The sequence below is a fragment of the Arthrobacter terricola genome (genome assembly GCF_004354015.1).
In the GTDB taxonomy this organism is placed as follows: domain Bacteria; phylum Actinomycetota; class Actinomycetes; order Actinomycetales; family Micrococcaceae; genus Arthrobacter; species Arthrobacter terricola.
The window spans coordinates 190,962-212,734 of record NZ_SMRU01000004.1 but is presented as its reverse complement, the minus strand read 5'-3'; the positions used below and the strand labels follow the sequence as shown (position 1 = coordinate 212,734).

Sequence of the window (21,773 nt, the reverse complement as noted above, 5' to 3'; positions counted from 1 at the left end):
GGTCAGCCTAACGAGCGGTGCTAAACGCTGCTACGCGCGGAGCCACGAAGAGTAATATTTCCTGGCTTTGGCGAGCTTTGGGTTGATGATGACCTGGCAATAGCCCTGTCCGGGGTACTTCGCGTAGTAATTCTGGTGGACCGCTTCGGCTTCGTAGAACTCCGGAAGCCGGACAACCTCGGTCACAATCGGCTTCGACCACAGCTCCTGGTTACGGAGGATGGCTTCTTCGAAGAGGATCTTCTCTTCCGTTGTGGAGTAGAACATCGATGAACGGTACTGGGTCCCGACGTCGTATCCCTGCCGGTTGAGCGTTGTGGGATCGTGCATGGCGAAGAACATGTCCAGCACGATGTCGGCGGGAATGGTGTCTTCGTCGAATGTCACGGCAACCACTTCCGCATGGCCGGTCATTCCGGAACAGACGTCGTAGTAGTCGGGGTTGCGGACGTGGCCGCCGGTGTATCCGGAGACGACGGACGTGACGCCCTTGGTCTTTTGGTAGACGGCATCAAGGCACCAGAAGCAGCCACCGCCAAGTACAAAGGTTTTCATGATCTCTTCAATGGCCGGGGACGCTGGATGATTCCCGCACAAACTTACGGGAGTATGACGTCGCACCCGCGTTGAGCGGTACCCGGTCTTGAAGCCGGAGGAGGGCGTACGCGTGTCCTTCCTCCGGAATGGGTAAGAATGGAAGGCATGGAAGCTGTAAACACCGCCGTTACTGATGCAGGGTCCGGGGAAGAGCCGGAAGACGGTGCAGCCGGAACGCCAGGAACGGGAATCCCGAACCTCGGCCAGGTGTTGCTTGCCGTGGAAGAGCTTTGGCCGGAGTCCCTCGCGGAAGAGTGGGACGAGGTCGGACTGGTGGCCGGACGCCCCGCCGCCGCGGTTTCCAAGATCATGTTCGCCGTGGACCCGACTCTCGAGGCGATCGATGAAGCCATCGAATGGGGTGCCGGGCTACTCGTCACGCATCACCCTTTGCTCCTCAAGGGAGTCACTTCGGTAGCGGCCACGAGCGCCAAAGGCCTGGCGGTGCATCGCCTTATCGAGTCGGGAACCGGCCTCCTGACCGTTCATACCAATGGCGATTCCGCCGTCGGCGGTGTTTCGGACGTCCTTGCTGACGCCTTCGGCCTGGAGAACGTGGTGCCCTTGGCTCCGGCGGCGCACGGACTGCCGGAAGAGGGCATCGGCCGGGTCGGGGACCTTCCCGAACTCATGACCCTGGGCGATTTCGCGGCACGTGTATTCGAAGTCCTGCCCGCCGTGGCCGGCGGAGTGCGGGTGGCTGGTGACAAGGACGGACTCGTGCGCCGTGTCGCAGTGTGCGGCGGGGCGGGAGACAGCCTCTTCGACGCCGTACGGGCAAGCCATGCCGACGTCTACGTCACGGCCGACTTGCGCCACCACCCCGCCTCGGAGGCCAGGGAGGCCGCCGTCGACAGCAGGCCGTACCTCATTGACGTATCCCACTTCGCGAGCGAATGGCTGTGGCTCCCGGCGGCGGCCGAAGCCCTCGGCAATGTGCTCACCGATCAAGGGCACGAGGTGGAGATCCGGGTCGCTACCACCAACAGTGATCCGTGGGACTTCATTCTGACTCCCGCCGGCGACTAGAGTCGAGAAACGGGCCGTTGGCCCGGCCGGAGTGAAGTTCACCCGGCGCGATCAAGCGGAGGTAAGCGCGTGGCCAAGGCAGCACCGGCGGAACAGTTGAAATTGCTTGAGCTGCAGGGGTTGGACGCCAAGCTCAAATCGCTGGCCAATCGCCGTCGTGTTTTGGAAAACGATCCCCGCATCGTCGATCTGCAGGACGCCCTTACAATTGCCAACGGGCAACTGGGGACCGCCAAACTGGCCGTCCACGACGCCGAAGCCGAGCTGCGTAAGTCCGAGTCCGACGTCGAGCAGGTCGCCGGCCGCATCGAGCGGGACGAGGCCCGGTTGAACAGCGGCACGGGGCTTTCGAAGGACTTGGTCGCGCTGCAGAACGATATTGCGTCGTTGAACAAACGCCGCTCCGACCTCGAAGACGTCGAGCTGGAAATCCTCGAACGGCTGGACTCCCTGCGGGGGAGCCAAGCTGCCCAACAGCAGATTGTCGACGACATCCAGGGTTCTTTTTCCGGGATCCGTGCGGAACTTGACCAAGCCATAGCGGAGATTGCGGCCGAGGAAGCTGCCTTCCACGCCGAGCGGAGCAGCTTCGCCGAAGGTCTCGACGCCGGCATGCTCGCGATCTACGAACGGACCCTCGCAAAGCGGGGAGTCGGGGCAGCGCGGCTGTTCCATGGCAAATCGGAAGGCTCGGGGATGACCCTCAGTCCCGGAGACCTCGCCGAAGTCAAAGCGGCCGCGGAGGACGAAATCGTCTTTTGCCCGGACTCCGGCTGCATCCTGGTGCGCTCCGCCGAATGGAACTAGCTAGGCGCGGAGGATGATGTTGAGGCTGTGCGGCTTGCGGGCCGTGCCCTCTACCAGTTCGGCCGTCCAGGCTTCTTCCGTGGCCTTCAAGAGTTGCTCCGGGGTGGACGGAGCCTTGCCGCGCCGGCTCAGCAGGTGACGGGCTAGTTCGCCGCGGGTGTGCTTGGCGAAATGGCTGACGACGGTGCGCTTGCCGTTGGCCTCTGAAAACACGTTCACGGAGACCGTTTGGGCGGCGGGCGGAACCCACGCCGCGGCATAAGTGCTGGACCGGCAATCCACCAGTAGTTCGCCTTCCACGCGGGCGGCGAGGGCCTGCGTGAGCTGCGGCTTCCAGAAGGAGGCGAGGCGTCCGACGTCGGGCAGTGACGTTCCCATGGACAGGCGGTAGGCGGGCACCCGGTCGCCGAACCCGATGGCGCCCCACAGCGCGGAGACGACGAGGATCGATTCGGCGGCCTTGCGCCGCTGTGCCGCGGTGAGGCTTCGGTAGCCGAGAGCGTCGTAGAGGACCCCTGAGTACACCTGGTGGGCGGGTGCCGCCGGTTCAGCGTGCAGGCGGGTGTTGCGTTCGACGTCGTCCTTGAGGGACGCTCCGACGCCCAGCAACGCCAAGGCGTCTTCGTGTGCGCTCACCAGTCCCAGCGCGTCGAGCACTTTGGCGCGGTAGCTGTTGAGCTCCGGAAAGCTCAGCGCTTCCCAATCGACGGAGGGGCCCTTGACGGCAGGTGTCTTGCCTTCGGAAGGCGGGAGGAGAATCAGCACCTGACGATATTAGCGGTCAGAGCGCCGGGCCAAGCGCCGGTAGACTGTACGGCGGATGGGTTGGCCAGGCGGCCGCGCGCCACGCAAGTGGCTCGAGGAACGTCCGGGCTCCACAGGGCAGGGTGGTGGGTAACGCCCACTCGGGGTAACCCGCAGGCCAGTGCCACAGAAAACAGACCGCCCGTGCTTGCTTGTGTCCGCACAGGCAGGCAACAGGTAAGGGTGAAACGGCGGTGTAAGAGACCACCAGCTCCGTGGGTGACCGCGGAGGCTAGGTAAACCCCACCCGGAGCAAGGCCAGACAGGACACGATTGAGGGCTGCCCGCCCGAGTGTCCGGGTAGGCCGCTGGAGGGCGTCGGCAACGGCGTTCGTAGATGGATGGTCGCCACTCCCTTGTTGGCAACGGCAGGGGAACACAGAACCCGGCGTACCGGCCAACCCATCCACCATGAGCGCCGGGGTTGCCATGTGAGTGAATTCACGCGCTCCCGCGGCCAAAGCGCTGCCTGCCTGACTTTAGAATGGACACTGAACGTAGAAGTTCCACCGCCGGGTCTGCGTTCGCAGCCGGCGGTTTTTCCTTGCAACGTTCGAGGTGTCCGGGCAGACCGAAGTCCCGCCGATGCCAGTGCCGCAGGATTACTCCGGGCGGCCGCCAACTATGTACGAGGGCGTATGTAGCTGACCCTAGGAAGGTAGTTCTGTGAGCCAGTCATCAGATTCTTGTCTTGATACGTGGATGAGCCGCGAAGCGCTGGCTGAAGCCATGATCCCGGTGATCGGCCGGCTTTACCGTGAAAACAACGTGGTCACCAGCATCCACGGACGCAGCCTCATCAATAAGTCGTCGATGAACATCCTGAAAGCCCACCGCTTTGCCCGCCGGATGAGCAACGCCGAACTTCCGCTCGAAGAAACAGCACCGTTGCTCAATGTCCTCGCGGGCCTCGAGCTTGGCGCTGCCGCCATTGACATTGCCCGCCTCAATGAGAAGTACAAGGCCGAGGCCGCCGGCACTTCCTTGGACGACTTCCTCCGTGCCGAACTCGCCGAGATCGTCGGAAAGCGCGGCGCGGACGACCGCACCAGCACCGACGTCGTCCTCTACGGTTTCGGCCGCATCGGCAGGCTCCTCGCCCGCCTCCTGATCGAAAAGGCAGGCGGCGGCCACGGGCTTCGACTGCGCGCCATCGTTGTCCGCAAGGGCGCGGAGAACGATCTGGTGAAGCGTGCGAGCCTGCTGCGCCGCGACTCCGTCCACGGTTCCTTCGAAGGCACCATCCGCGTGGACGAGGAAGCCAACACCATCACCGCCAACGGCGTGGAGATCCAGGTCATCTACTCGGACAACCCCGCCACGATCGACTACACGGCCTACTGCATCAACAACGCACTCGTGGTGGACAATACGGGCCGTTGGCGCGATGAAGAAGGACTGTCCCAGCACCTGAAGAGCAAGGGCGTCGCACGCGTCCTGCTGACCGCTCCGGGCAAGGGTGCGCTCAAGAACATCGTGCACGGCATCAACCACGGCTCGATCGAGGACACGGACCAGATCATCACCGCCGCTTCCTGCACCACGAACGCCATCACGCCCGTGCTGAAGGCGCTCAACGACAAGTTCGGAGTGATCCACGGCCACGTGGAAACCGTCCACTCGTTCACGAACGACCAAAACCTGATCGACAACTTCCACAAGGGCGACCGTCGCGGCCGTTCGGCTGCGCTCAATATGGTCATCACGGAAACCGGCGCGGCCAAGGCAGTGGCGAAGGCCCTGCCGGAACTCCAGGGCAAGCTGACGGGTAACGCCATCCGCGTTCCTACCCCGGATGTCTCAATGGCGATCCTGAACCTGAACCTCGAAAAGGGAACCACCAAGGAAGAAGTCAACAACTACCTCCGCGAGATGTCGCTGCACTCGAACCTGCGCAAGCAGATCGACTTCATCGATTCCCCCGAGGTCGTCTCCACGGACTTCGTCGGCTCGCGCCGCGCCGGGATCGTGGATGGCCTGGCGACGATTGCCAACGACAAGAACCTCGTGGTCTACGTCTGGTACGACAACGAGTTCGGCTACAGCTGCCAGGTAGTGCGTGTCATGGAAGAAATGGCCGGCGTCAATCCGCCGTCTTTCCCCGCGCGCGATGCTGTGGCGGCCGAAGTGCCCGCCTCCCTCGCCACGGCCGGCGTCTAGCTGTTCCTGGAGCGCCCAGTAGTCAAGGCGCGGAGTCTGGAAAGACACAGGGGATTCCCAGCTGGGGCGCTAGCGTCAGCTGGGAATCCTGACCAGAATGGTCGCATGGAACACGAAAAGATCCTGGTACACGAGACCACCCTGGAACACGCACTCGACGTCGCGATCGCCAACCAGAAGGAAGCCCAGCGCTTGCTCGACGGCGCCAAGGCAGCGTTTGCCGCGGGAGACATCTCCGAGGAACGCGTGCTTCAGCTGGAGTCGCTCCTTGCTGTCGCCGCGGAAGACGTGAAACGGGTCACCAAGGAGCAATAAAACAGTCGGCGACTTCCCCTCCACACTGTGGATTTCGCCGTCGATGATCAGCTCCTGCCCTAGTCTCAAGGGAGACGCTCCCCTCGAAAGGACGCAATCCCTTGAGCACAACCTGGGCCGCTTACCGGCGTGCCCGCCGCCAGTCACGCCAAGCCTGGGCCTTGATCGCCCTCTTGCTCGCGGGCGCTGCCTCCGGCCTTGTCTGGTTTTTCGCGCACGGCCAGTTCACCGTTTCTGAAGGTCCCGGCAACGGACCGTCCGAAGCGCCCGTCGTGAATCCGGGCTGGATGAAGCCGGTCCAAGCCGTAGAAGCAATCCCCTCCGGACTGGCGGTTGACGCCCTTGACACCCTCCCGGTGAAGGGGCGTGCGGCGAAGGACGACTACCGCCGCGAAGAATTCGGCCAGGCCTGGCTCGACGTCGACCGCAACGGTTGCGATACCCGGAACGACATCCTGAGGCGCGATCTCGAATCTGTCGAGTTCACCGCTGGCTCCACGTGCAAAGTCGCATCAGGAACGCTTCGCGAGCCTTACGTGGGGCACGATGTGCAATTCCGCAGGGGCGCCGAAAGCAGCGCTGCCGTGCAGATCGACCACGTTGTCGCGCTGGGTGACGCGTGGCAAAAAGGAGCCCGGCAGCTGACCCCGAAACAGCGGCAAAGCCTGGCCAACGATCCCGTCAACCTCATCGCCGTCGACGGTCCGGCCAACGTAAAGAAGAGCGCGAGCGACGCCGCAAGCTGGCTGCCGGCGAACAAGCGCTTCCGGTGCCACTACGTAGCCCGTCAGGTATCGGTCAAGGTTGCCTACCGGTTATGGGTCACTCAAGCCGAGAAAGACGCCATGCGGCGGGTCTTGGATTCCTGCCCGGGCCAGCAAACCATCAGGACGTCCTAGGACGCTTCGCGGAGCCTTGCCGGCTCAGTGGCCGAAAGGATCCGGATCGACCCCCGGCATCCAGGTCAGTCCAGGAACTCCCCAGCCGTTCTTCTTGGCCTGTTTCATTGCCTTCTTGGCGTAGCGGTCAACGAGGCGGTTCACGTAGAGCTTGCCGTCAAGGTGGTCGAACTCGTGCTGCATCACCCGTGCGAACCAACCCGTCGCCACGAAATCCACGGGGTTGCCGTGTCCGTCGAAGCCCTGGACCCTCGCCCACTCGGCTCTTTGCAGGGGGTAGTGCTCTCCGGGGAAGGAAAGGCAGCCTTCGACGTCTTCCTCGGGGTCTGGAAGCGCTCCCGGGATCTTCGAAAGCGTCAGGACCGGGTTCACCAGGACGCCTTCGTCCGGAGCGTCGTCTTCGTTGGCGTACTTGAACACGAAAATGCGCTTGCCGACCCCTACCTGGGGCGCCGCGAGCCCGACGCCGTTGGCCGCGTCGTTCGTCTCGAACATGTCTGCGATCAAGGTACGGAGTTCGTCGTCGAAGACTTCCACTTCGCTTGCCCGGCGGTGGAGCACGGGCTCACCCCAGATGGTGACTGGCAGGACGGTCATGTCAGGGTTCCTCTGGTTCTCGGTCCGGGCGAAGAAGTGGCCGCAAATATTTAGGCACAGCATGGTGTGCCGGGACAAGGCGGCCGGGAAAAGAGAAAGGCCGTACTGGATACCAGTACGGCCTTTGTCCCGGCCGGCACACCAGTACCGGCTTCATGAGGGTGAGCGACGGGGGTTGAACCCGCGACCTCCTGGACCACAACCAGGCGCTCTGCCAACTGAGCTACGCCCACCATGTGCCTTGACCGCAACCGGATGACCCGTTCGCTGCGAAGGCAACGACAAAAACTATACCCCGAGTTAGGGGCTGGTTTTGCCACTTTTGGCCGTTTGGATGAAAATTCCCGAAAACGTGCTCTAGATCACGTTTCGCTGGCTGCCTGTTGGCTGGCAGCGACCCCTTTGGCGATCCGTTGGGCCGTTGCGGTATCGGGTCCGGGCGCCGGAACAAAGACTGCTTCGCGGTAGTAACGCAGTTCGTCGATGGAGTCCTTGATGTCACCCAGTGCCCGGTGCCCGCCGTGCTTGGCAGGAGACTGAAAATAGGCGCGGGGGAACCAGCGGCGCGAGAGTTCCTTGATAGTGCTGACGTCGATGACCCGATAGTGGAGGTGCTCCACGATATTGGGCATATCGCGTGCGAGGAACATCCGGTCGGTACCGACCGAGTTGCCGCCAAGCGGAGCCTTTTTGGGATCCGGCACCCACTTCTCGATGTATTCGAGGACGATCGCTTCGGCTTCGGCCATGGTTTTGCCGTGGGGGAGTTCCTCCAGGAGCTTCGAGCGCGTATGCATGTCACGGACGAAGTCGTTCATCTGCTCAAGGGCTGCCGCGTCCGGTTTGATGACGACGTCGACGCCGTCACCCAGGATGTTCAGCTCCGAGTCCGTGACCAGGGCCGCTACCTCGATCAAGGCATCGTTTTCAAGGTCCAGGCCGGTCATCTCGCAATCGATCCAAACGATGCGTTCATTAGTAATAGGCACGCGCCAAGCCTACCGTTCGGCCGCTTCGGAAGCGTGGCGGGACGCCCCGATTCCACGTCCATGGCAGTCTCCGCTGGTAAACTGGGCCGTTGTCGAGCGGTTGATGCCGGCATCGATGAGCTGGACCAAAGTACGTAGGGGCTGGAATATCATGACGGCAGGCGGGACGAGCGTGGGCACTCCAAATAGCCGCGATGAGGCCAAGGAGCCCGGTACGCCGCTGGCGAGGCACGCCGCAGCCGGCTATTCCCGTGGGACCACATCGTCCGAAGCTGCCCGCCTCGAACCGGAGATGCCCCGCCAACCCAAGGCTTACGTGGCGATCTGGCAGGGATTTTTCGGATCCCTCATGATCTTCGCTGGTTCGATCGGAGCCGGTTGGATCGCCAACGGATCCCCGATGTTCAGGCACCCCCTGGTGATCGCTCTTCGCACGGACGGTTGGGGCGTCACCACCTCCACGATTTTGCTCACAGCCGGGGCAATGCTCTTGGTCAGGTCCTGGCTCAGGCTCGGGCAAAGGCTCAAGGAATGGGGTCCAGGCTCACTGAGATCGGTGGTCATCGCCGTTGCGGCCTGGGCTGCTCCCATGATGTTCGCCGTTCCCATCTATTCGCGCGACGTCTATGCCTACACCGGCCAAGGGAGACTGGTCTTGGAAGGGCAGGATCCGTACACCACCGGCATCTCCTCCCTCAGCAACTGGTTCTCGCTCGGAGCCGACCCCGCCTGGGCCGAGGCCAAAACGCCCTATGGCCCGTACTTCCTCTGGATCGCCAAGTGGGTAGTCGGGATAACCGGGGCCCAACCCGATCTCTCCGTGTTGCTTTTCCGGCTCGTGGCGCTCGTTGGCGTGCTCCTTTGCGTCGTGTACATTCCGAGGCTCGCCGAACTGCACGGCATCATTCCGGGACGGGCCCTGTGGATCGCCGTTGCGAATCCGCTCTTCCTGATCAGTTTCGTCGCGAGCGCGCACAACGACGCGCTCATGGTGGGCCTGGCAGTTGCCGGTATGTACTTCGCCGCCACAGGACGGCACATCACCGGGATTCTGCTGGTCACGGCGTCCATAGGCATCAAGCCCATCACCGTGCTCCTCTTGCCCTTTGTCGGCCTGATGTGGGCTGGCCCTGCCGCAAGCTGGGCCCGGAAGTTCTTGTTCTGGGGTGCCACCGCGGCCATAAGTTTCGGGGTCCTTGCCTTGAGCGGGATCCCGTACAACCTTGGCTTCGGATGGGTCTGGGCGATCCTCGATCCTACCCCTGGCTATACCGGCTATTCGCCGTCGGGCTTCCTGGGCCAGCAGGTCGAGGTGATCGCCAACCTCCTTGGCCTCCCTGGCTCGGCGCTGGCCACGGGACTGCGCACTCTCATGAAGTGGGCCGGGATCGGCCTGGTGGTGCTCCTGATGTTCCGTGGCGACTACTCGCGCTTGGTGAGGCGCGCCGCCTTGGCGTTTGCCGCCGTCGTGATGCTTTCACCGATCATCCAGCCGTGGTACATCCTGTGGTTCATCCCGCTGCTCGCGCTGACGGGCATCCGGAACGACTGGCAGATCAAGTCCCTCTACGTGGCCATTACGTTCTTTGTTGCTTTTGGCGCCCAGGACCAGATCTCCGTGTTGTCCTTCGTCGAACTGAACGTCAAGGTATCTTCATTGGCATTCGTGGTGGCAGTGGGCTTCACCATCTACCTCATGGTCCTGGACATTCACACGCGCAAGCTGCTCATTCGTTCGACGCCGGCAGAACTGTTCCGCCGCCTCGAGCGCTGGCTCAGGTTTCCGGCTCAGTAAGCGGCCCGGCGTTCTGCCCGGGCCGGCGCCTCAGATGCTCCGGATTGCTTCCGGAGCGTCCGACCTGCGCCCCAATTCGAGGGACCGCTGCACGGACCACCACAGCAGGACGACAAGCAGGACATTGCGTGCTGTGAGCACGGCCGCCATCACGGGATTGGCGTGGATGAGCGGAGTGTAGAACAACGGATAGATCACGAACGTGGTCATCGCGATTCCCATGAGGAGTGCCGCGGGCACCCGCCAACGTTGCCAGTCATGGGTGAGGCCGGCGACCACCACAGGTGACAGCCAAATGATGAACTGGGGTGAACCCACCTTGTTGAACACGATGAATGCTGTGGTCATCATGAGGGCACCTTCGAGGAACAGTTCTTCCGGTTCGGCGCCGCGACGAAGGGCCCACACCAACAGGGCGGCGCCCGCGACGGCGGCCAGCAACAGGAGCGGTTGCATCATGAACGCGGCAACATTGGCGCCGGGACCATACACCTCGGTCGAGTTGATGGCGACGTTGTCCGCGATTTTGGAACCGCCGATATTGAAAACACTTAGCCAGACCCACGGAGTCGAGAAAGTGGCTTCCAATTGCATTCCGCGTTCGCCCTGGTTGGTCAGGAAGTCGAGGATGTGCGGGAACCCGCCGGATAGGTAGGTGCCCAAGGCGACAGCGGCTGTGACGGCCGCGCCGCACGCGATGACTTTCAACCTCGCACGGCTTGCAATGACGATCGGCGCCAGGACCGCGGCCGGCCAGACCTTGATCCACGTCGCGATGCTCAGGAGTATTCCCGCGGCGACGGGACGCGTGGCAGCGTAAAGCAGCGCCACGAGGACGATGGGAGCCGTGATTCCCTCTACCCGGGCAAAACCGAGGTAGCCCATGAAAACGGTGAAGAACAGCCACCACCATGCGGGAGCAATGCCGCTTGTCTTGCGGGGTCCCCGCGTCAGGATGAGCAGGCCCGCGGCGTTGAGCGCGGTGATGATCAGCGTCCAGACCAACAGATACGGGCCGGGACCGGCGATGTCAGCCAGGAAGATCGGAATCTGGGCCAGGACAGGGTAAACCCACGGGCTGATCGAGCCATTCAGGTCCGCCGGGTTGTAGCCGTTCATCGCCCACTGGCGGTACTGCTCGGTGTCGCTGAAGGTATTCCCGGACAGGAAGAAGCTCGCCATCCAGCCAAGGAAGTAGATGTGGACGACGGCGAAGCCCCACCACACGCTGGACGGCCGGGTAAACCACCCGACGGCGGCAGGGGGCATTACGGTATCGCGCGCCCGGACGAGCGCGTCAAAGAATCGGATGGAAATCTCAGGACTCCTTGGCGACGGGGGCCGGTACGTCGGCCGGAATCTTCTTGCCCAAAAGGTAAAGGCGGCGCACGGACCAACAGAACAAGACCACAAGGAGGATGTTTCGCACGGTCAGGACCATTGCCATCCACGGGTTGTTATGGCTCAAGGCGTCGTAGAACAGGGGATAGATGAAGTAGGTGGCCACGCCGATGGCTATCAGCATGGCCGCAGGGACCCGCCATTCCTTCCAGCTGTGGGCAAGGCCCACCGCGACCGCAGGGGCCAGCCAGACCATGAACTGGGGTGAACCGACCTTGTTGAAGACGACGAAGGCGCTCGCCATGGTCAGGGACCCGGCCAACAGCAGTTCAGTGCGGTCCGAGCCGCCGCTGAGCTTCCCGTTGTGGAGGGCCCAGAATGTCAGTGCCGCGACCAGGATCGCCGCCAAAGCGAGAAGGGGCTGCATGAGGAAGGACATGAAAGCGGTGCCCGGGCCGTCCACCTGCATGGAGTTGATGTCCGTATTCATGTACATCCGTGAGTCGCCGACGTGCAGGACCGAGAGCCACAGCCACGGCGTCGTGAAGGTGGCTTCCAGTTGCATTCCACGGTCGCCCTGCTGGGTGAGGAAGTTGAAGAGCTTCGGTAGTTGACCGACGGCAGCGGTCAAGGCAACCACCAAGGCGGTGGTCAGAATTCCGGCAAGCACTACCTTGGTCCTTTGCCTGACCACCGTGAACAAGGAGAGCAAAACCGCCGCAGGCCAGACCTTCATCCATGTCGCGATGCTGAGGAGAGTCGAGGCGATGAAGGGGTTCGACACTCCGTAGGCCAACGCGATCAGCACGATCGGAGCGGTGAACCCATCTACGCGGGCGAAGCCCAGCCAGCCCAGGATGAAGACGAAAACCAGCCACCACCATGCCGCGGGGATCGCCTCACGACGACGACCCCAACCGGTCAGCTTCGCGATTGCCGCCCCGTTCAGCAGTGTGATCATCACCACCCACAGGAAAAAGAACGGTCCAGGTCCGGCCACACCGGCAATGGCCATCGGAACCAATGCCAAAACAGGGTAGACCCACGGGCTGGGGCCGCCGCTCAGGTTCTCGTCCCGGAACCCCGCAGTGGTCCAATCCCGGTAGATAAAGGTGTCGCTGAAGGCCTCGCCGCGCAAGGAAACAAGCAAGGCGAAGATGAGGAACACCAAGTGCACCACGCAGAAGGCTGCCAGCAGGCCGCCTGGAGAGTTGAGCTTCGACTCGAGGGATGAGGGAATGACACGATGGCGGAACCGTGTGAGCGCGCTGAAGAATGAGTCCGTTGAAATGGGAGGATCCTTGTCAGGTAGTGGTCGTCACAGGTGCCGCAAACCGTAGCGGCGCGGGCCGCTTCGGACATGGCGGTTCCTATGAATTCACGCGGAACCGGCGTGGCCACAGGTCTTCGGCGTCGAGCCAAGGCCTTGTTAATCCTATCTCAGGCCACTTTCGGGGACCGTCTCCGCGCTGGACTGCCCACGGTGGCCGTAATCGTCGATGCTAGAGTTGCAATAATCCGTGAGGCAGGCGCGGCCGCCTCGCTTGGATGCAGCAGGGAACCGGACAGGATTTTTTTTTGATGGCGTCGTCGATGTTTCGTGAGCGTGAGGTGGAGAGTTCGTTGGCTCATCCTGATGCTCTGGAAGGTTCCAACGCCCCGGCACACCGCGCTGTTATTGCCAAGACGGCCAGGACCGCCATCCTCCAAGGCTTCGTTGGTTCATTGCTCATGGTGGCGGGATCGATCGGAGTCGGCTGGCTTGCCACGACAAGCGGCACCCTCATCCGCTTGCCGATCTTCATCATGGCCCGCACTTCGCCGGTAGCCGTCATCCTCTGCACTGTGATGCTCTGCCTGGGCGCGCTCTTGCTGCTGCGCTCCTGGCTTCGCATCGCCCAGCGCATTGGCGGGTGGAACCCGTCCTCCCGTCCGGTTCTGATGCGCGCACTTTGGATGTGGACGCTGCCGCTGATGTTCTCGCTGCCGCTGTTCAGCAGGGACGTCTACGCGTACATCGGGCAAGGCAGGCTCATGCTGCAGGGCCTGAACCCATACACCAACGGAATCTCGGCGCTGAGCAACTACTTTTCCCTTGGCCCTGACACGATGTGGACCGAAGCGCCCACCCCGTACGGACCGTTGTGGCTGTGGATAGAACAGGGAGCGGTCTGGATCAGTGGCGGCAGTCCCGATTCCGGAGTCCCTGAACTCGCTCTGATTCCATTCCGTCTCGCAGCGCTCGCGGGTGTCTGGCTGTTGGCGGTTTACGTTCCTCGCCTGGCCGCGCTCCACGGTATCAACCCGGACAGGGCGCTCTGGGTCGCTGTCCTGAACCCTGTCCTCCTGATCAACTTCATCGCCAGCGCCCACAACGATTCCCTCATGTTGGGCCTGGTGGTAGCCGGCATCTACTACGCCTCGGTCAAACGGCCTGTTCTTGGAATCGTCCTGATCACCGCTTCGATTGCCATCAAGCCGATCACTTTGGTGGCGCTGCCTTTCGCGGGGATGCTATGGGCAGGAGCCCGCGCGGGATGGGGCCGACGGATCCTCCGGTGGGCCGCGACCCTCGCGATTTCGATAGGCCTCCTAGCCGTCGCCGGGGTCGTGAACGGCCTGGGATTCGGGTGGCTCGGCGCACTACAGACCCCCGGCACCGTATGGATCTGGTACGCCCCGGTTGGCCTGGTCGCGCGCACGGCCGGATCCGTCGTCGATCTCATAGGCGGTCCGGGACCCGTGGTGAAGGAAATCATCCAGACCGTTTTCACCGTTGTCTCGGCCCTCGTCATAGTCTGGCTGACCTTGCGCACCCCCGGCCGGGGGATCGGGATGGGGCGGCCGATCGTCGGCGAAGAAGCCTTCAACAAGATCGTCCTTCGCCGGATGGCCTGGGCATTTGCCGCCGTCGTGATCCTGGCACCCGTCATCCAGCCGTGGTATATGGTCTGGCTGCTCGTATTCTTTGCCGTAACGGGTATACCGGATGGCCCGCCGCTCCGGACGGTCTTTTACCTGACCGCGTTTTTCACCCTCATTGGACTGACGGACCAGTTGAGTGTCTTCGGCTGGATTCCGCTTGCCGTGGTGCGCGGGGTGGCGATCGCCATCGCGGTCTTGTTCATTGCGTACTTGGTGTTCTACGACAAGAAGACCCACGTCCTGTTCCGGGCGCGACGCGGGATTGTGAAGTCGCGGTCCTGAGCCTTTCTTCGGTGTTCAGCCGAGGTGCTTCAACGCTTCCCGCAGGGATAACGGACTGAGCGCTGTGCGCTTCGATTCGACGTAATTCCGCACCCATTGCGCGTCGGTTTTCGCGTATTCACGCAGGGACCACCCGATGGCCTTCCTGATGAAGAACTCCTTGTCCGGCAGGTTCGGATCCAAAACCGCCGCGAAAAGTTCCCGGTCGGTGGCCGCCTTTGCCTTGAGTTGGGCGGTGATGGCCGCTCGACGGATCCAGAAGTCCTCGTCCACGGCCCAGGATCGCAGAAGCGGGGTCAGGATGTTCCGGTGGTGCTGTAGAAGGGTGCAGATCCGCTCGGAGACGCCGTCCACGAAATCCCACCAGGCACCTGTCCGGATGATCTCCTCATAGAGGGGCAGCATCTCGAGATCGCCTGCGACGGACTTGAGCGACGTGAGATCGATCGCGGCGTAGCGTTCCTCCCGCCAAGTGGCTTCGCGCCACAGCGTCAGAACGTCGTCGCGCAATTCTTCGGGAGAACCGAACGGCAGTTCCCGTGCCGTCGCGAGTACCATGCGCCGGACCGCCGGAACCCTGACCCCGAGGGACGGAATCGACGATCTCATGTAGGCCTGCGCAGCTTTCGCGCGCTCCGGATCGGATTCTGCCCGCAGCCGTTCCCTGATGATCGCGATTCGTTCACCTTCCATATCGACGACTCTAAGTCACCCGTCGACGCAGCGCGGTCAGCGCCATCGCCGCATGACTTCCCTCCCGGGTACTTTCTTCGAGATGGTCGTGAATCCAGCCGCCGTGAACAGTCCAACAGTTCCCTGGTAGAGGTCCGCGGTACCGGCCTTCGGCCGGAGCGCACGATCTACCGGATAGCCTTCGACGACGTCGGCCCCATTGGCGAAAGCGTGCCCGACGGCGGCACTCAACAATGCGGCCGCCACCCCGCTTCGGCGATGGCCGGGAGCGACGACGAAACAACTGACCGACCAGACACCGGTATCCGCTCTGGCCGCCGGGCCGGCGGCCCTCAACACTTGGGAACGTTCAATGCGGGGGTAGCACTGGCGCGGCTCGACGCCGCACCAGCCGACCACTTCGTCGCCCCGGAAGGCGAGTACGCCTGGTTCGGGGCCGTCGTCGAACTTTGCTTTGAGCTGTTCCTTCCGCGTCCCGGGTGCGGTCGCCTTCCAGTCCTGTCCTGGCAAGGCGAACCACCGGCACCAGCATCGCGACGGCTCCCCACGGACGCCGAAGAGCTTTTCCACGTCAGGCCAGTTTGCTGGACAAGTGGTGATGGGCAGGGCCGGGTCTAATGGGATTGGCGGCATGGGATCAGCGTAGACCGAAGGGGCCGGATCCCGGACGGCGAGAGGCCCCGAACCGCGTTTGCGCAGTTCAGGACCTCTTTTTACGGTGCCCCAGGAGGGAATCGAACCCCCGACCGTCGGATTAGAAGGCCGCTGCTCTATCCTCTGAGCTACTGGGGCAGGGACCGCACCCCAGTGTATCGCCGGGCCCGTCCTGCAACAATTCAGGGTCTACGGAGCCCGCAGGACTTCGCACGGGATGCGGACCCTGCCCTCGAAGAACGTTGGAGATGCAGGAATGTCGTAAAACTCGGTATCGGCAACAGTTCCGCAAAGATTGCGTCCGATAGAGACGTGTTCGGCCCAATCAGGCCCGTTGTCCGTTGCGGTGGTACCGGGGAAGTACATGGATACCGCCAGCAGGGAAAATCCCGCGAGGACGGCGAAGGGAGCGGCTTTCCCGAATTTCGCCACGGCGGCGGCCAAGAGGGGAACGATGGCAAGGACGAACATCGTTGGCGCCACGGAGTATCGTCCGAAGACGAAAAACTGCTTCCAATCCGCCGTGGAGAACGTTGCGTAGTCGAGGTATTGCGCTGGATTGGAAAGGACGCATGCTGCCCAAATGACCACGGACGCCGTAGCGAAGAGAACCGCCAGCCATTTCTCGCTTCTTGTGCCAAGGATCAGCACCGCCGCGAGTCCCGCGAGGACAACGAGTGCCGCAACGATCATGGGTGCGGCACCGAAGTTCACAATCTGCTGCATGACCTTGACCGGTGTGCCGTGGACGATCGGGCCGGCCGTATTAAGGAACCAGCCATAAACCACGGACAACGGGTCAAGGTCGTAATGTCCGGCGCCACCCCGAGGGCGCTTCAACGTCGCGTATGCCTGGCAAACGAGCCCCAGGCCAAGGCCTGCCCGTGCCGGCCACATGTTCTTGTGTCGAATTTTGTATAAAAAGAGCGGGACAAAGACAACGGAAATGATCTCTGTCAGCGAAGTCAAGGCTGCTACGACAAAGAGGAGCCCGCCCTCAAGCTTCGATTTTGCCGGCTTCATCAAAAGCCATGGGGAGAGCCAGAGCAGGTACCAATGGAGATTCGCGAAATTCCCCAGTGTCTCCATCGCCCCGACGTTGACAACCAGTGGGACCGCGCCCCATGCGGCCCGGATCCATCGGTTGTTGCTGATGGCTGAAGCGCAGTGGTAGGTCATGAGGCAGATTCCGGCTACTGCGAGGCAGGCCAGGACAGTGAGTCCGATGCCAAAGTGCTCAAGCCGGAGAAACCGGACCACAAACTCGGCCGCCAGCCGAGGTACAACGTGGAGATATCCGGAGTAGGAGCGGAGCGGCGTGAATGCTTGATCAGGGGCGAGGGCGTCCGTGAGAAACACTGCCCCGTCTTCGGCCCACACCACCCCTTGGGCGCTTTGGGGTAACCGCCAGAGGGAGAGCAACGTCAACAGGATGAGAGCGCCGACGCATGCAGCGCTCTTCGACAGAGCGGATTTCACGATTTTCCCCCAAGAAAAACAAGCCCCAATCCGGGCAATGGGACCCAATTTAGTCCAAGTTTCCAGAAACTCAAAGACGGAATTTGCCCGAGGAACAAAGCCCGCAGCGCGGGTGACTTTTCCTCAACATCCGCAATTTTGCGGAGGGTTTCCACATAGGCGAAGTCGTCACTGCCACGCAGGCCGGATGGGCGTGAAGCTGGAAGGGCCAGACAGGCAGTTCAACTTACGTTAGGACAAACACCATGAACGATCTCATTACTGTCCGCGGCTTCGTTGCATCCGAGATCACAAGTTCCACCACGCCGGGAGGAACGGGAACTTCGTCGTTTCGGCTTGGCTCAACGGAGCGAAGGTTCGATCGCAAGAACAACATCTGGGTGGATGGGAACACGAATTGGTTCACCGTCCAGGCTTTCAGGTACCTCGCCGGAAACATAGGATGCAGCGTCAAGAAGGGCCAGCGGGTCATTGTGGTAGGCCGGCTCAAGTTGAGGCAGTGGGAACATGAAGGCAAGTTCTACCACGCCTCCGAAATCGTGGCTGAGGCTGTAGGGCACGACCTCATGTGGGGGTCGGCAAACTTCATCCGGACCACAAGCGGGACAAATCCGCAGGGCACTACGGCAGTGGCAGACGCTGGACAAAACCACCCTTGGCCCACCGCGGAGGACAGCGACGACACTCACGGCGATGGTGCATCACCTGAGGACGACGACGAGGGCAACACTCCTGATGCGGAACGGGAAATCGTAGTCAATGGTGCAGGTAACGAGCCCGTTCGGGTGAATGCCTCCACGGGAGAACTCGTCGGCTCGCCGGCGTGAACGGGGCGCGGAGGCCTGGATTGCTGTCCAGGGGACTCCTTCGCTGTCGTGGCCCGGCAAGGGGACCTGAATTGAGGCGTGGGAAAGCGTCATGGGTGTAGGTCTTCCGATTGCCCTTCCCATCGCCCTTTCCATCGCCCTTCCCAGCGCAGAGCCCAAGGATGCCGTGCGGCGCAGCGGGCGGTGCGCCGCATGGCAGAATGGCCGGGTGATCACCAGGGGAACTCCGCCAAAATTGCCAGGACGCCAGCACGCACCCGCCAACTTGACGAGGTTCCTTGTCGTCTCCCTGGCCGTCGCCGGGATGGCGGCCGGTTGTTCTGCTCCTGCACCGGTTGTGAGTGGAAGTTCAGCATCGGCATCCGGACCGGTTTCGGCCAGTCCGGCTCCGCGGTCGAGCGGCTCCACCGGTACTCCTTCGACCCAGTCTTCGCCTCAGCCTTCGGCTGGTGCGGGTACCGCGTCGGCAAACGCCGCTACGGCGAAACTGGTCCAGACCATGGAATCCACGCTGAAAGCCGTGGTGTCGGAAACCTCCAAGCCTGCCCAGGATGTCCTGCGGTCGCGCCTCGAGTCCGCAGGAATTCCTGCTTCCGCGGTGGAAGTATCGGCGAGCAAGACTCCCACCGGCTTGGATGTGGACGCCATCGAAGCCGCCGCCAGGTCGGGTAAAGACTGCGTCATGGGCGAGATCAGGGACAGCCAGGTCTCGGTGTCCGTGCTGCCCGTGCTCGCCAGCGGCAAATGCTTCGTGGGGGACTCCCGCTAGGGGCACCGAATGTGAGTTCTGCCGTGCCACCCATTAGATTTAACGGCATGGCGGAATTCATATACACGATGACCAAGGCCCGCAAGGCCGTTGGCGAGAAACTTATCCTGGACGATGTCAGCATGTCGTTCTTCCCGGGCGCGAAGATCGGCGTCGTCGGCCCGAACGGGGCCGGCAAATCGACCATCCTGAAGATCATGGCCGGCATCGACACCCCGTCGAATGGCGAAGCCCGCCTCAGCCCCGGCTACTCCGTGGGCATCCTCCTGCAGGAGCCGCCCCTGAACGAGGAAAAGACCGTCCTGGGCAACGTCCAGGAAGGCGTAGGCGAGATCTACTCGAAGATCCAGCGCTTCAATGAAATCTCCGAGGAAATGGCCAGCCCGGACGCAGACTACGACACCCTGCTGGAAGAAATGGGCCACCTGCAGGAAGCGATCGACACCGCGGACGCCTGGGACATCGATTCCCAGCTCGAACAGGCGATGGACGCGCTCCGTTGCCCGCCGGGCGATGCCGATGTCACCGTCTTGTCCGGTGGCGAGCGGCGTCGCGTCGCGCTTTGCAAACTCCTGTTGCAGAAGCCTGACCTGCTCCTCCTTGACGAACCCACCAACCACCTGGATGCCGAAAGCGTCCTCTGGTTGGAACAGCACCTCTCGAGCTACCCGGGTGCCGTCCTCGCCATCACCCACGACCGCTACTTCCTCGACCACGTCGCTGAGTGGATCTGTGAAGTGGACCGCGGCCGGCTCTACCCGTATGAGGGCAACTACTCCACGTACCTTGAGAAGAAGCGAGCCCGCCTGGAAATCCAGGGCAAGAAGGACGCCAAGCAGGCCAAGCGGCTCAGCGAAGAACTTGAATGGGTCCGCTCCAACGCCAAGGGCCGCCAGACCAAGTCGAAGGCCCGCCTGGCGCGCTACGAGGAAATGGCAGCCGAGGCCGACCGCACCAGGAAGCTCGACTTCGAGGAAATCCAGATTCCGCCGGGACCTCGTTTGGGCGGGCTCGTCCTGGAAGCGAAGAACCTGCAAAAGGGCTTCGACGACCGGACGCTCATCGACGGCCTGTCGTTCACTTTGCCGCGCAATGGCATCGTCGGCGTCATCGGCCCGAACGGCGTCGGCAAGACTACCCTGTTCAAGACCATCGTCGGACTGGAACCGCTCGACGGCGGCGACCTCAAGGTGGGCGACTCCGTCAAGATCTCGTATTCGGACCAGACCCGCGGCGGCATCGACCCCAACAAGACCCTCTGGGAGGTCGTCTCTGACGGTCTCGACTTCATCCAGGTGGGTAATGTCGAAATGCCGTCCCGCGCGTACGTTGCGGCGTTCGGCTTCAAAGGCCCGGACCAGCAGAAGAAGGCCGGAGTGCTTTCCGGTGGTGAGCGCAACCGCCTCAACCTGGCCTTGACCCTCAAGCAGGGCGGAAACCTCCTGCTGCTTGACGAGCCCACCAACGACCTCGATGTCGAAACCCTCAGCAGCCTTGAAAACGCCCTGCTCGAGTTCCCGGGCTGTGCAGTAGTGGTTTCGCACGACCGGTGGTTCCTCGACCGTGTCGCCACCCACATCCTCGCCTACGAGGGCGACGAGGAAAACCCGTCCCGCTGGTACTGGTTCGAGGGCAACTTCGAATCGTACGAGGAAAACAAGGTCGAGCGGCTCGGCCCGGACGCAGCCAAGCCGCATCGCGTCACGCACCGCAAGCTGACCCGCGACTAATACAGGTTTGCGGCAAGAAGGCCGGTGTCTTGGGAAACCAAGGCACCGGCCTTCTCGCTGCGGGACCGGCGCCGCCTAACGGTCAATCCAGTCCACGAAACCCGCTCCACGAAGCCCCCGCTCACGAAGGAATCCGGATCATGCCTTCCTGGGCCACTGTTGCGACGTGCTGGCCGTCCCGGCTGAAGATTTTGCCCGTGGCGAGTCCGCGCGCGCCCTGGGCGCTGGGAGATTCCTGGACGTACAGCAGCCACTCATCGACGCGCACGGGCCGATGCCACCACATCGCGTGGTCAAGGCTCGCAACGCTCATGCCGGGAGTCATCCAGCTCAAGCCGTTATTTCGGAGGACTGACTCGAGGATGGTGTAATCGCTCGCGTAGGCAAGGGCGGCCAGGTGGAGGTTGGGCTCGTCGGGCATGGGACCGAAAGTCTTCATCCACACCGCGTTGGTGGCCGTATGCTCCTTCGGTGCCTGCACATAAAGGGCGGGGTCCACGTGGCGGACGTCGAAAGGCCGTTCGAAAGACATATGGCGCGCCAAGGGGTGGTCGAACTTCCGCAATAGTTCGGCAGTGCTCGGGAGGGATTCGGGATCCGGAATTCCCTCCGGCATGGCTGCCTGGTGTTCCACGCCGTCCGCCGAAGCCTGGAAGGACGCGATCATCGAGAGGATCGGTTGCCCTTCCTGGTAGGCGTGGACGCGCCGCGCTGAGAACGAGCGCCCGTCCCTAAGCCGTTCAACGCTGAAAGTGATGGGTTGGTTGGCGTCGCCCGGACGGAGGAAGTAGCCGTGCATCGAATGGACGGTGCGGTCCTGGTCCACGGTCCGCATGCCGGCCACCAGGGATTGGGCGAGGACTTGCCCGCCGAACACACGGTGGCGGGGCTGCTTCTGGGAGGGGCCAAGGAAGATGTCCTCGGCCGTCCTGGCGCCGTCGAAGTCGGCCAATGACAACAACTCGATGAGGGTGGACGTCGGGTCCTCGAGGGCAACCTGATGATCCGCGCCGGCATGGGTGTCTGTCATGGTTCGACTCTAGACGCCGTCCGGACCCCTCTCAACCGCGGACATGCCGGT

The 21,773-nt window shown here is 62.6% G+C and carries 20 protein-coding genes, 2 tRNA genes and 1 other RNA gene; 11 read left to right on the top strand and 12 right to left on the bottom strand.

Annotation, left to right across the window (positions count from 1 at the left end):
- Positions 1–30: 30 nt before the first annotated feature.
- Entirely contained in the window at positions 31–555 is a 525-nt protein-coding gene (msrA, locus tag E1809_RS05130) for a peptide-methionine (S)-S-oxide reductase MsrA (RefSeq protein WP_133203134.1), read from the bottom strand.
- A 147-nt stretch (positions 556–702) separates the two neighbouring features.
- Between msrA and E1809_RS05125 the strand changes: the two genes are divergently transcribed.
- Together E1809_RS05125 and E1809_RS05120 are read left to right on the top strand one after the other, a co-directional pair.
- Positions 703–1,626, top strand: coding sequence for a Nif3-like dinuclear metal center hexameric protein (locus tag E1809_RS05125; RefSeq protein ID WP_133203133.1), 924 nt, complete (start codon positions 703–705; stop codon positions 1,624–1,626).
- Between the two features lie 69 nt (positions 1,627–1,695).
- Positions 1,696–2,433, top strand: coding sequence for a zinc ribbon domain-containing protein (locus tag E1809_RS05120; protein WP_133203132.1), 738 nt, complete (start codon positions 1,696–1,698; stop codon positions 2,431–2,433).
- Here E1809_RS05120 and E1809_RS05115 read toward each other — a convergent pair whose 3' ends face one another.
- Positions 2,434–3,198, bottom strand: coding sequence for a YaaA family protein (locus tag E1809_RS05115; RefSeq protein ID WP_133203131.1), 765 nt, complete (start codon positions 3,196–3,198; stop codon positions 2,434–2,436). It lies immediately after the preceding gene.
- 56 nt (positions 3,199–3,254) lie between these two features.
- On the opposite strand from E1809_RS05115, the gene rnpB reads away from it, so the two are divergent.
- The 4 genes from rnpB to E1809_RS05095 all read left to right on the top strand — a co-directional run bounded on the left by rnpB (position 3,255) and on the right by E1809_RS05095 (position 6,611).
- An RNA gene (rnpB, locus tag E1809_RS05110) (RNase P RNA component class A) lies at positions 3,255–3,646 on the top strand.
- A 257-nt stretch (positions 3,647–3,903) separates the two neighbouring features.
- The gene (locus tag E1809_RS05105; protein WP_133203130.1) at positions 3,904–5,397 is read left to right on the top strand and encodes a glyceraldehyde-3-phosphate dehydrogenase; all 1,494 of its coding nucleotides are present in this window, start codon (positions 3,904–3,906) and stop codon (positions 5,395–5,397) included.
- A gap of 105 nt (positions 5,398–5,502) precedes the next feature.
- Positions 5,503–5,712: a hypothetical protein gene (locus E1809_RS05100; protein WP_133203129.1), complete on the top strand. Its 210-nt coding sequence runs from the start codon at positions 5,503–5,505 to the stop codon at positions 5,710–5,712.
- 101 nt (positions 5,713–5,813) lie between these two features.
- The gene (locus E1809_RS05095; RefSeq protein WP_133203128.1) at positions 5,814–6,611 is read left to right on the top strand and encodes an HNH endonuclease family protein; all 798 of its coding nucleotides are present in this window, start codon (positions 5,814–5,816) and stop codon (positions 6,609–6,611) included.
- A gap of 24 nt (positions 6,612–6,635) precedes the next feature.
- Here the strand turns inward: E1809_RS05095 and def are convergent, their stop codons facing one another.
- The 3 genes from def to orn all read right to left on the bottom strand — a co-directional run bounded on the left by def (position 6,636) and on the right by orn (position 8,197).
- The gene (gene def / locus E1809_RS05090) at positions 6,636–7,208 is read right to left on the bottom strand and encodes a peptide deformylase (RefSeq protein WP_133203127.1); all 573 of its coding nucleotides are present in this window, start codon (positions 7,206–7,208) and stop codon (positions 6,636–6,638) included.
- 160 nt (positions 7,209–7,368) lie between these two features.
- Positions 7,369–7,441: transfer RNA gene (locus E1809_RS05085), tRNA-His, on the bottom strand.
- A 129-nt stretch (positions 7,442–7,570) separates the two neighbouring features.
- The gene (gene orn, locus E1809_RS05080; RefSeq protein WP_133203126.1) at positions 7,571–8,197 is read right to left on the bottom strand and encodes an oligoribonuclease; all 627 of its coding nucleotides are present in this window, start codon (positions 8,195–8,197) and stop codon (positions 7,571–7,573) included.
- Positions 8,198–8,348: 151 nt separating this feature from the next.
- Here orn and mptB (E1809_RS05075) point away from each other — a divergent pair, with 151 nt between their 5' ends.
- Positions 8,349–9,992 (top strand): polyprenol phosphomannose-dependent alpha 1,6 mannosyltransferase MptB, encoded by a 1,644-nt coding sequence (gene mptB / locus E1809_RS05075; RefSeq protein WP_133203125.1) that lies wholly within the window; start codon positions 8,349–8,351, stop codon positions 9,990–9,992.
- A gap of 30 nt (positions 9,993–10,022) precedes the next feature.
- On the opposite strand, the gene E1809_RS05070 is transcribed toward mptB (E1809_RS05075), so the two are convergent.
- Both E1809_RS05070 and E1809_RS05065 read right to left on the bottom strand, forming a co-directional pair.
- Complete coding sequence (locus E1809_RS05070) at positions 10,023–11,261, bottom strand: glycosyltransferase 87 family protein (RefSeq protein WP_133203124.1); 1,239 nt, start codon at positions 11,259–11,261, stop codon at positions 10,023–10,025.
- Between the two features lie 49 nt (positions 11,262–11,310).
- Positions 11,311–12,624 (bottom strand): glycosyltransferase family 87 protein, encoded by a 1,314-nt coding sequence (locus E1809_RS05065; protein ID WP_133203123.1) that lies wholly within the window; start codon positions 12,622–12,624, stop codon positions 11,311–11,313.
- A 332-nt stretch (positions 12,625–12,956) separates the two neighbouring features.
- Between E1809_RS05065 and mptB (E1809_RS05060) the strand changes: the two genes are divergently transcribed.
- Positions 12,957–14,540, top strand: a complete 1,584-nt coding sequence (gene mptB / locus E1809_RS05060; RefSeq protein ID WP_235835450.1) for a polyprenol phosphomannose-dependent alpha 1,6 mannosyltransferase MptB — start codon at positions 12,957–12,959, stop codon at positions 14,538–14,540.
- A 15-nt stretch (positions 14,541–14,555) separates the two neighbouring features.
- Here the strand turns inward: mptB (E1809_RS05060) and E1809_RS05055 are convergent, their stop codons facing one another.
- The 4 genes from E1809_RS05055 to E1809_RS05040 all read right to left on the bottom strand — a co-directional run bounded on the left by E1809_RS05055 (position 14,556) and on the right by E1809_RS05040 (position 17,366).
- Entirely contained in the window at positions 14,556–15,233 is a 678-nt protein-coding gene (locus E1809_RS05055; protein ID WP_133203122.1) for a DNA alkylation repair protein, read from the bottom strand.
- Between the two features lie 36 nt (positions 15,234–15,269).
- Positions 15,270–15,803, bottom strand: coding sequence for a GNAT family N-acetyltransferase (locus tag E1809_RS05050; RefSeq protein WP_165962204.1), 534 nt, complete (start codon positions 15,801–15,803; stop codon positions 15,270–15,272).
- A gap of 149 nt (positions 15,804–15,952) precedes the next feature.
- Positions 15,953–16,025: transfer RNA gene (locus E1809_RS05045), tRNA-Arg, on the bottom strand.
- 51 nt (positions 16,026–16,076) lie between these two features.
- On the bottom strand, positions 16,077–17,366 hold the full coding sequence (locus tag E1809_RS05040) for a hypothetical protein (protein WP_133203120.1): 1,290 nt from the start codon (positions 17,364–17,366) through the stop codon (positions 16,077–16,079).
- A 245-nt stretch (positions 17,367–17,611) separates the two neighbouring features.
- Between E1809_RS05040 and E1809_RS05035 the strand changes: the two genes are divergently transcribed.
- The 3 genes from E1809_RS05035 (at position 17,612) to ettA (ending at position 20,692) form a co-directional block, all read left to right on the top strand.
- Positions 17,612–18,193, top strand: coding sequence for a single-stranded DNA-binding protein (locus E1809_RS05035; RefSeq protein ID WP_133203119.1), 582 nt, complete (start codon positions 17,612–17,614; stop codon positions 18,191–18,193).
- A 91-nt stretch (positions 18,194–18,284) separates the two neighbouring features.
- Complete coding sequence (locus E1809_RS27325; protein ID WP_235835449.1) at positions 18,285–18,962, top strand: DUF6993 domain-containing protein; 678 nt, start codon at positions 18,285–18,287, stop codon at positions 18,960–18,962.
- 47 nt (positions 18,963–19,009) lie between these two features.
- Positions 19,010–20,692, top strand: a complete 1,683-nt coding sequence (ettA, locus tag E1809_RS05025; RefSeq protein ID WP_133203118.1) for an energy-dependent translational throttle protein EttA — start codon at positions 19,010–19,012, stop codon at positions 20,690–20,692.
- 121 nt (positions 20,693–20,813) lie between these two features.
- Here the strand turns inward: ettA and E1809_RS05020 are convergent, their stop codons facing one another.
- On the bottom strand, positions 20,814–21,722 hold the full coding sequence (locus E1809_RS05020) for an acyl-CoA thioesterase (RefSeq protein WP_133203117.1): 909 nt from the start codon (positions 21,720–21,722) through the stop codon (positions 20,814–20,816).
- Positions 21,723–21,773 lie beyond the last annotated feature (51 nt).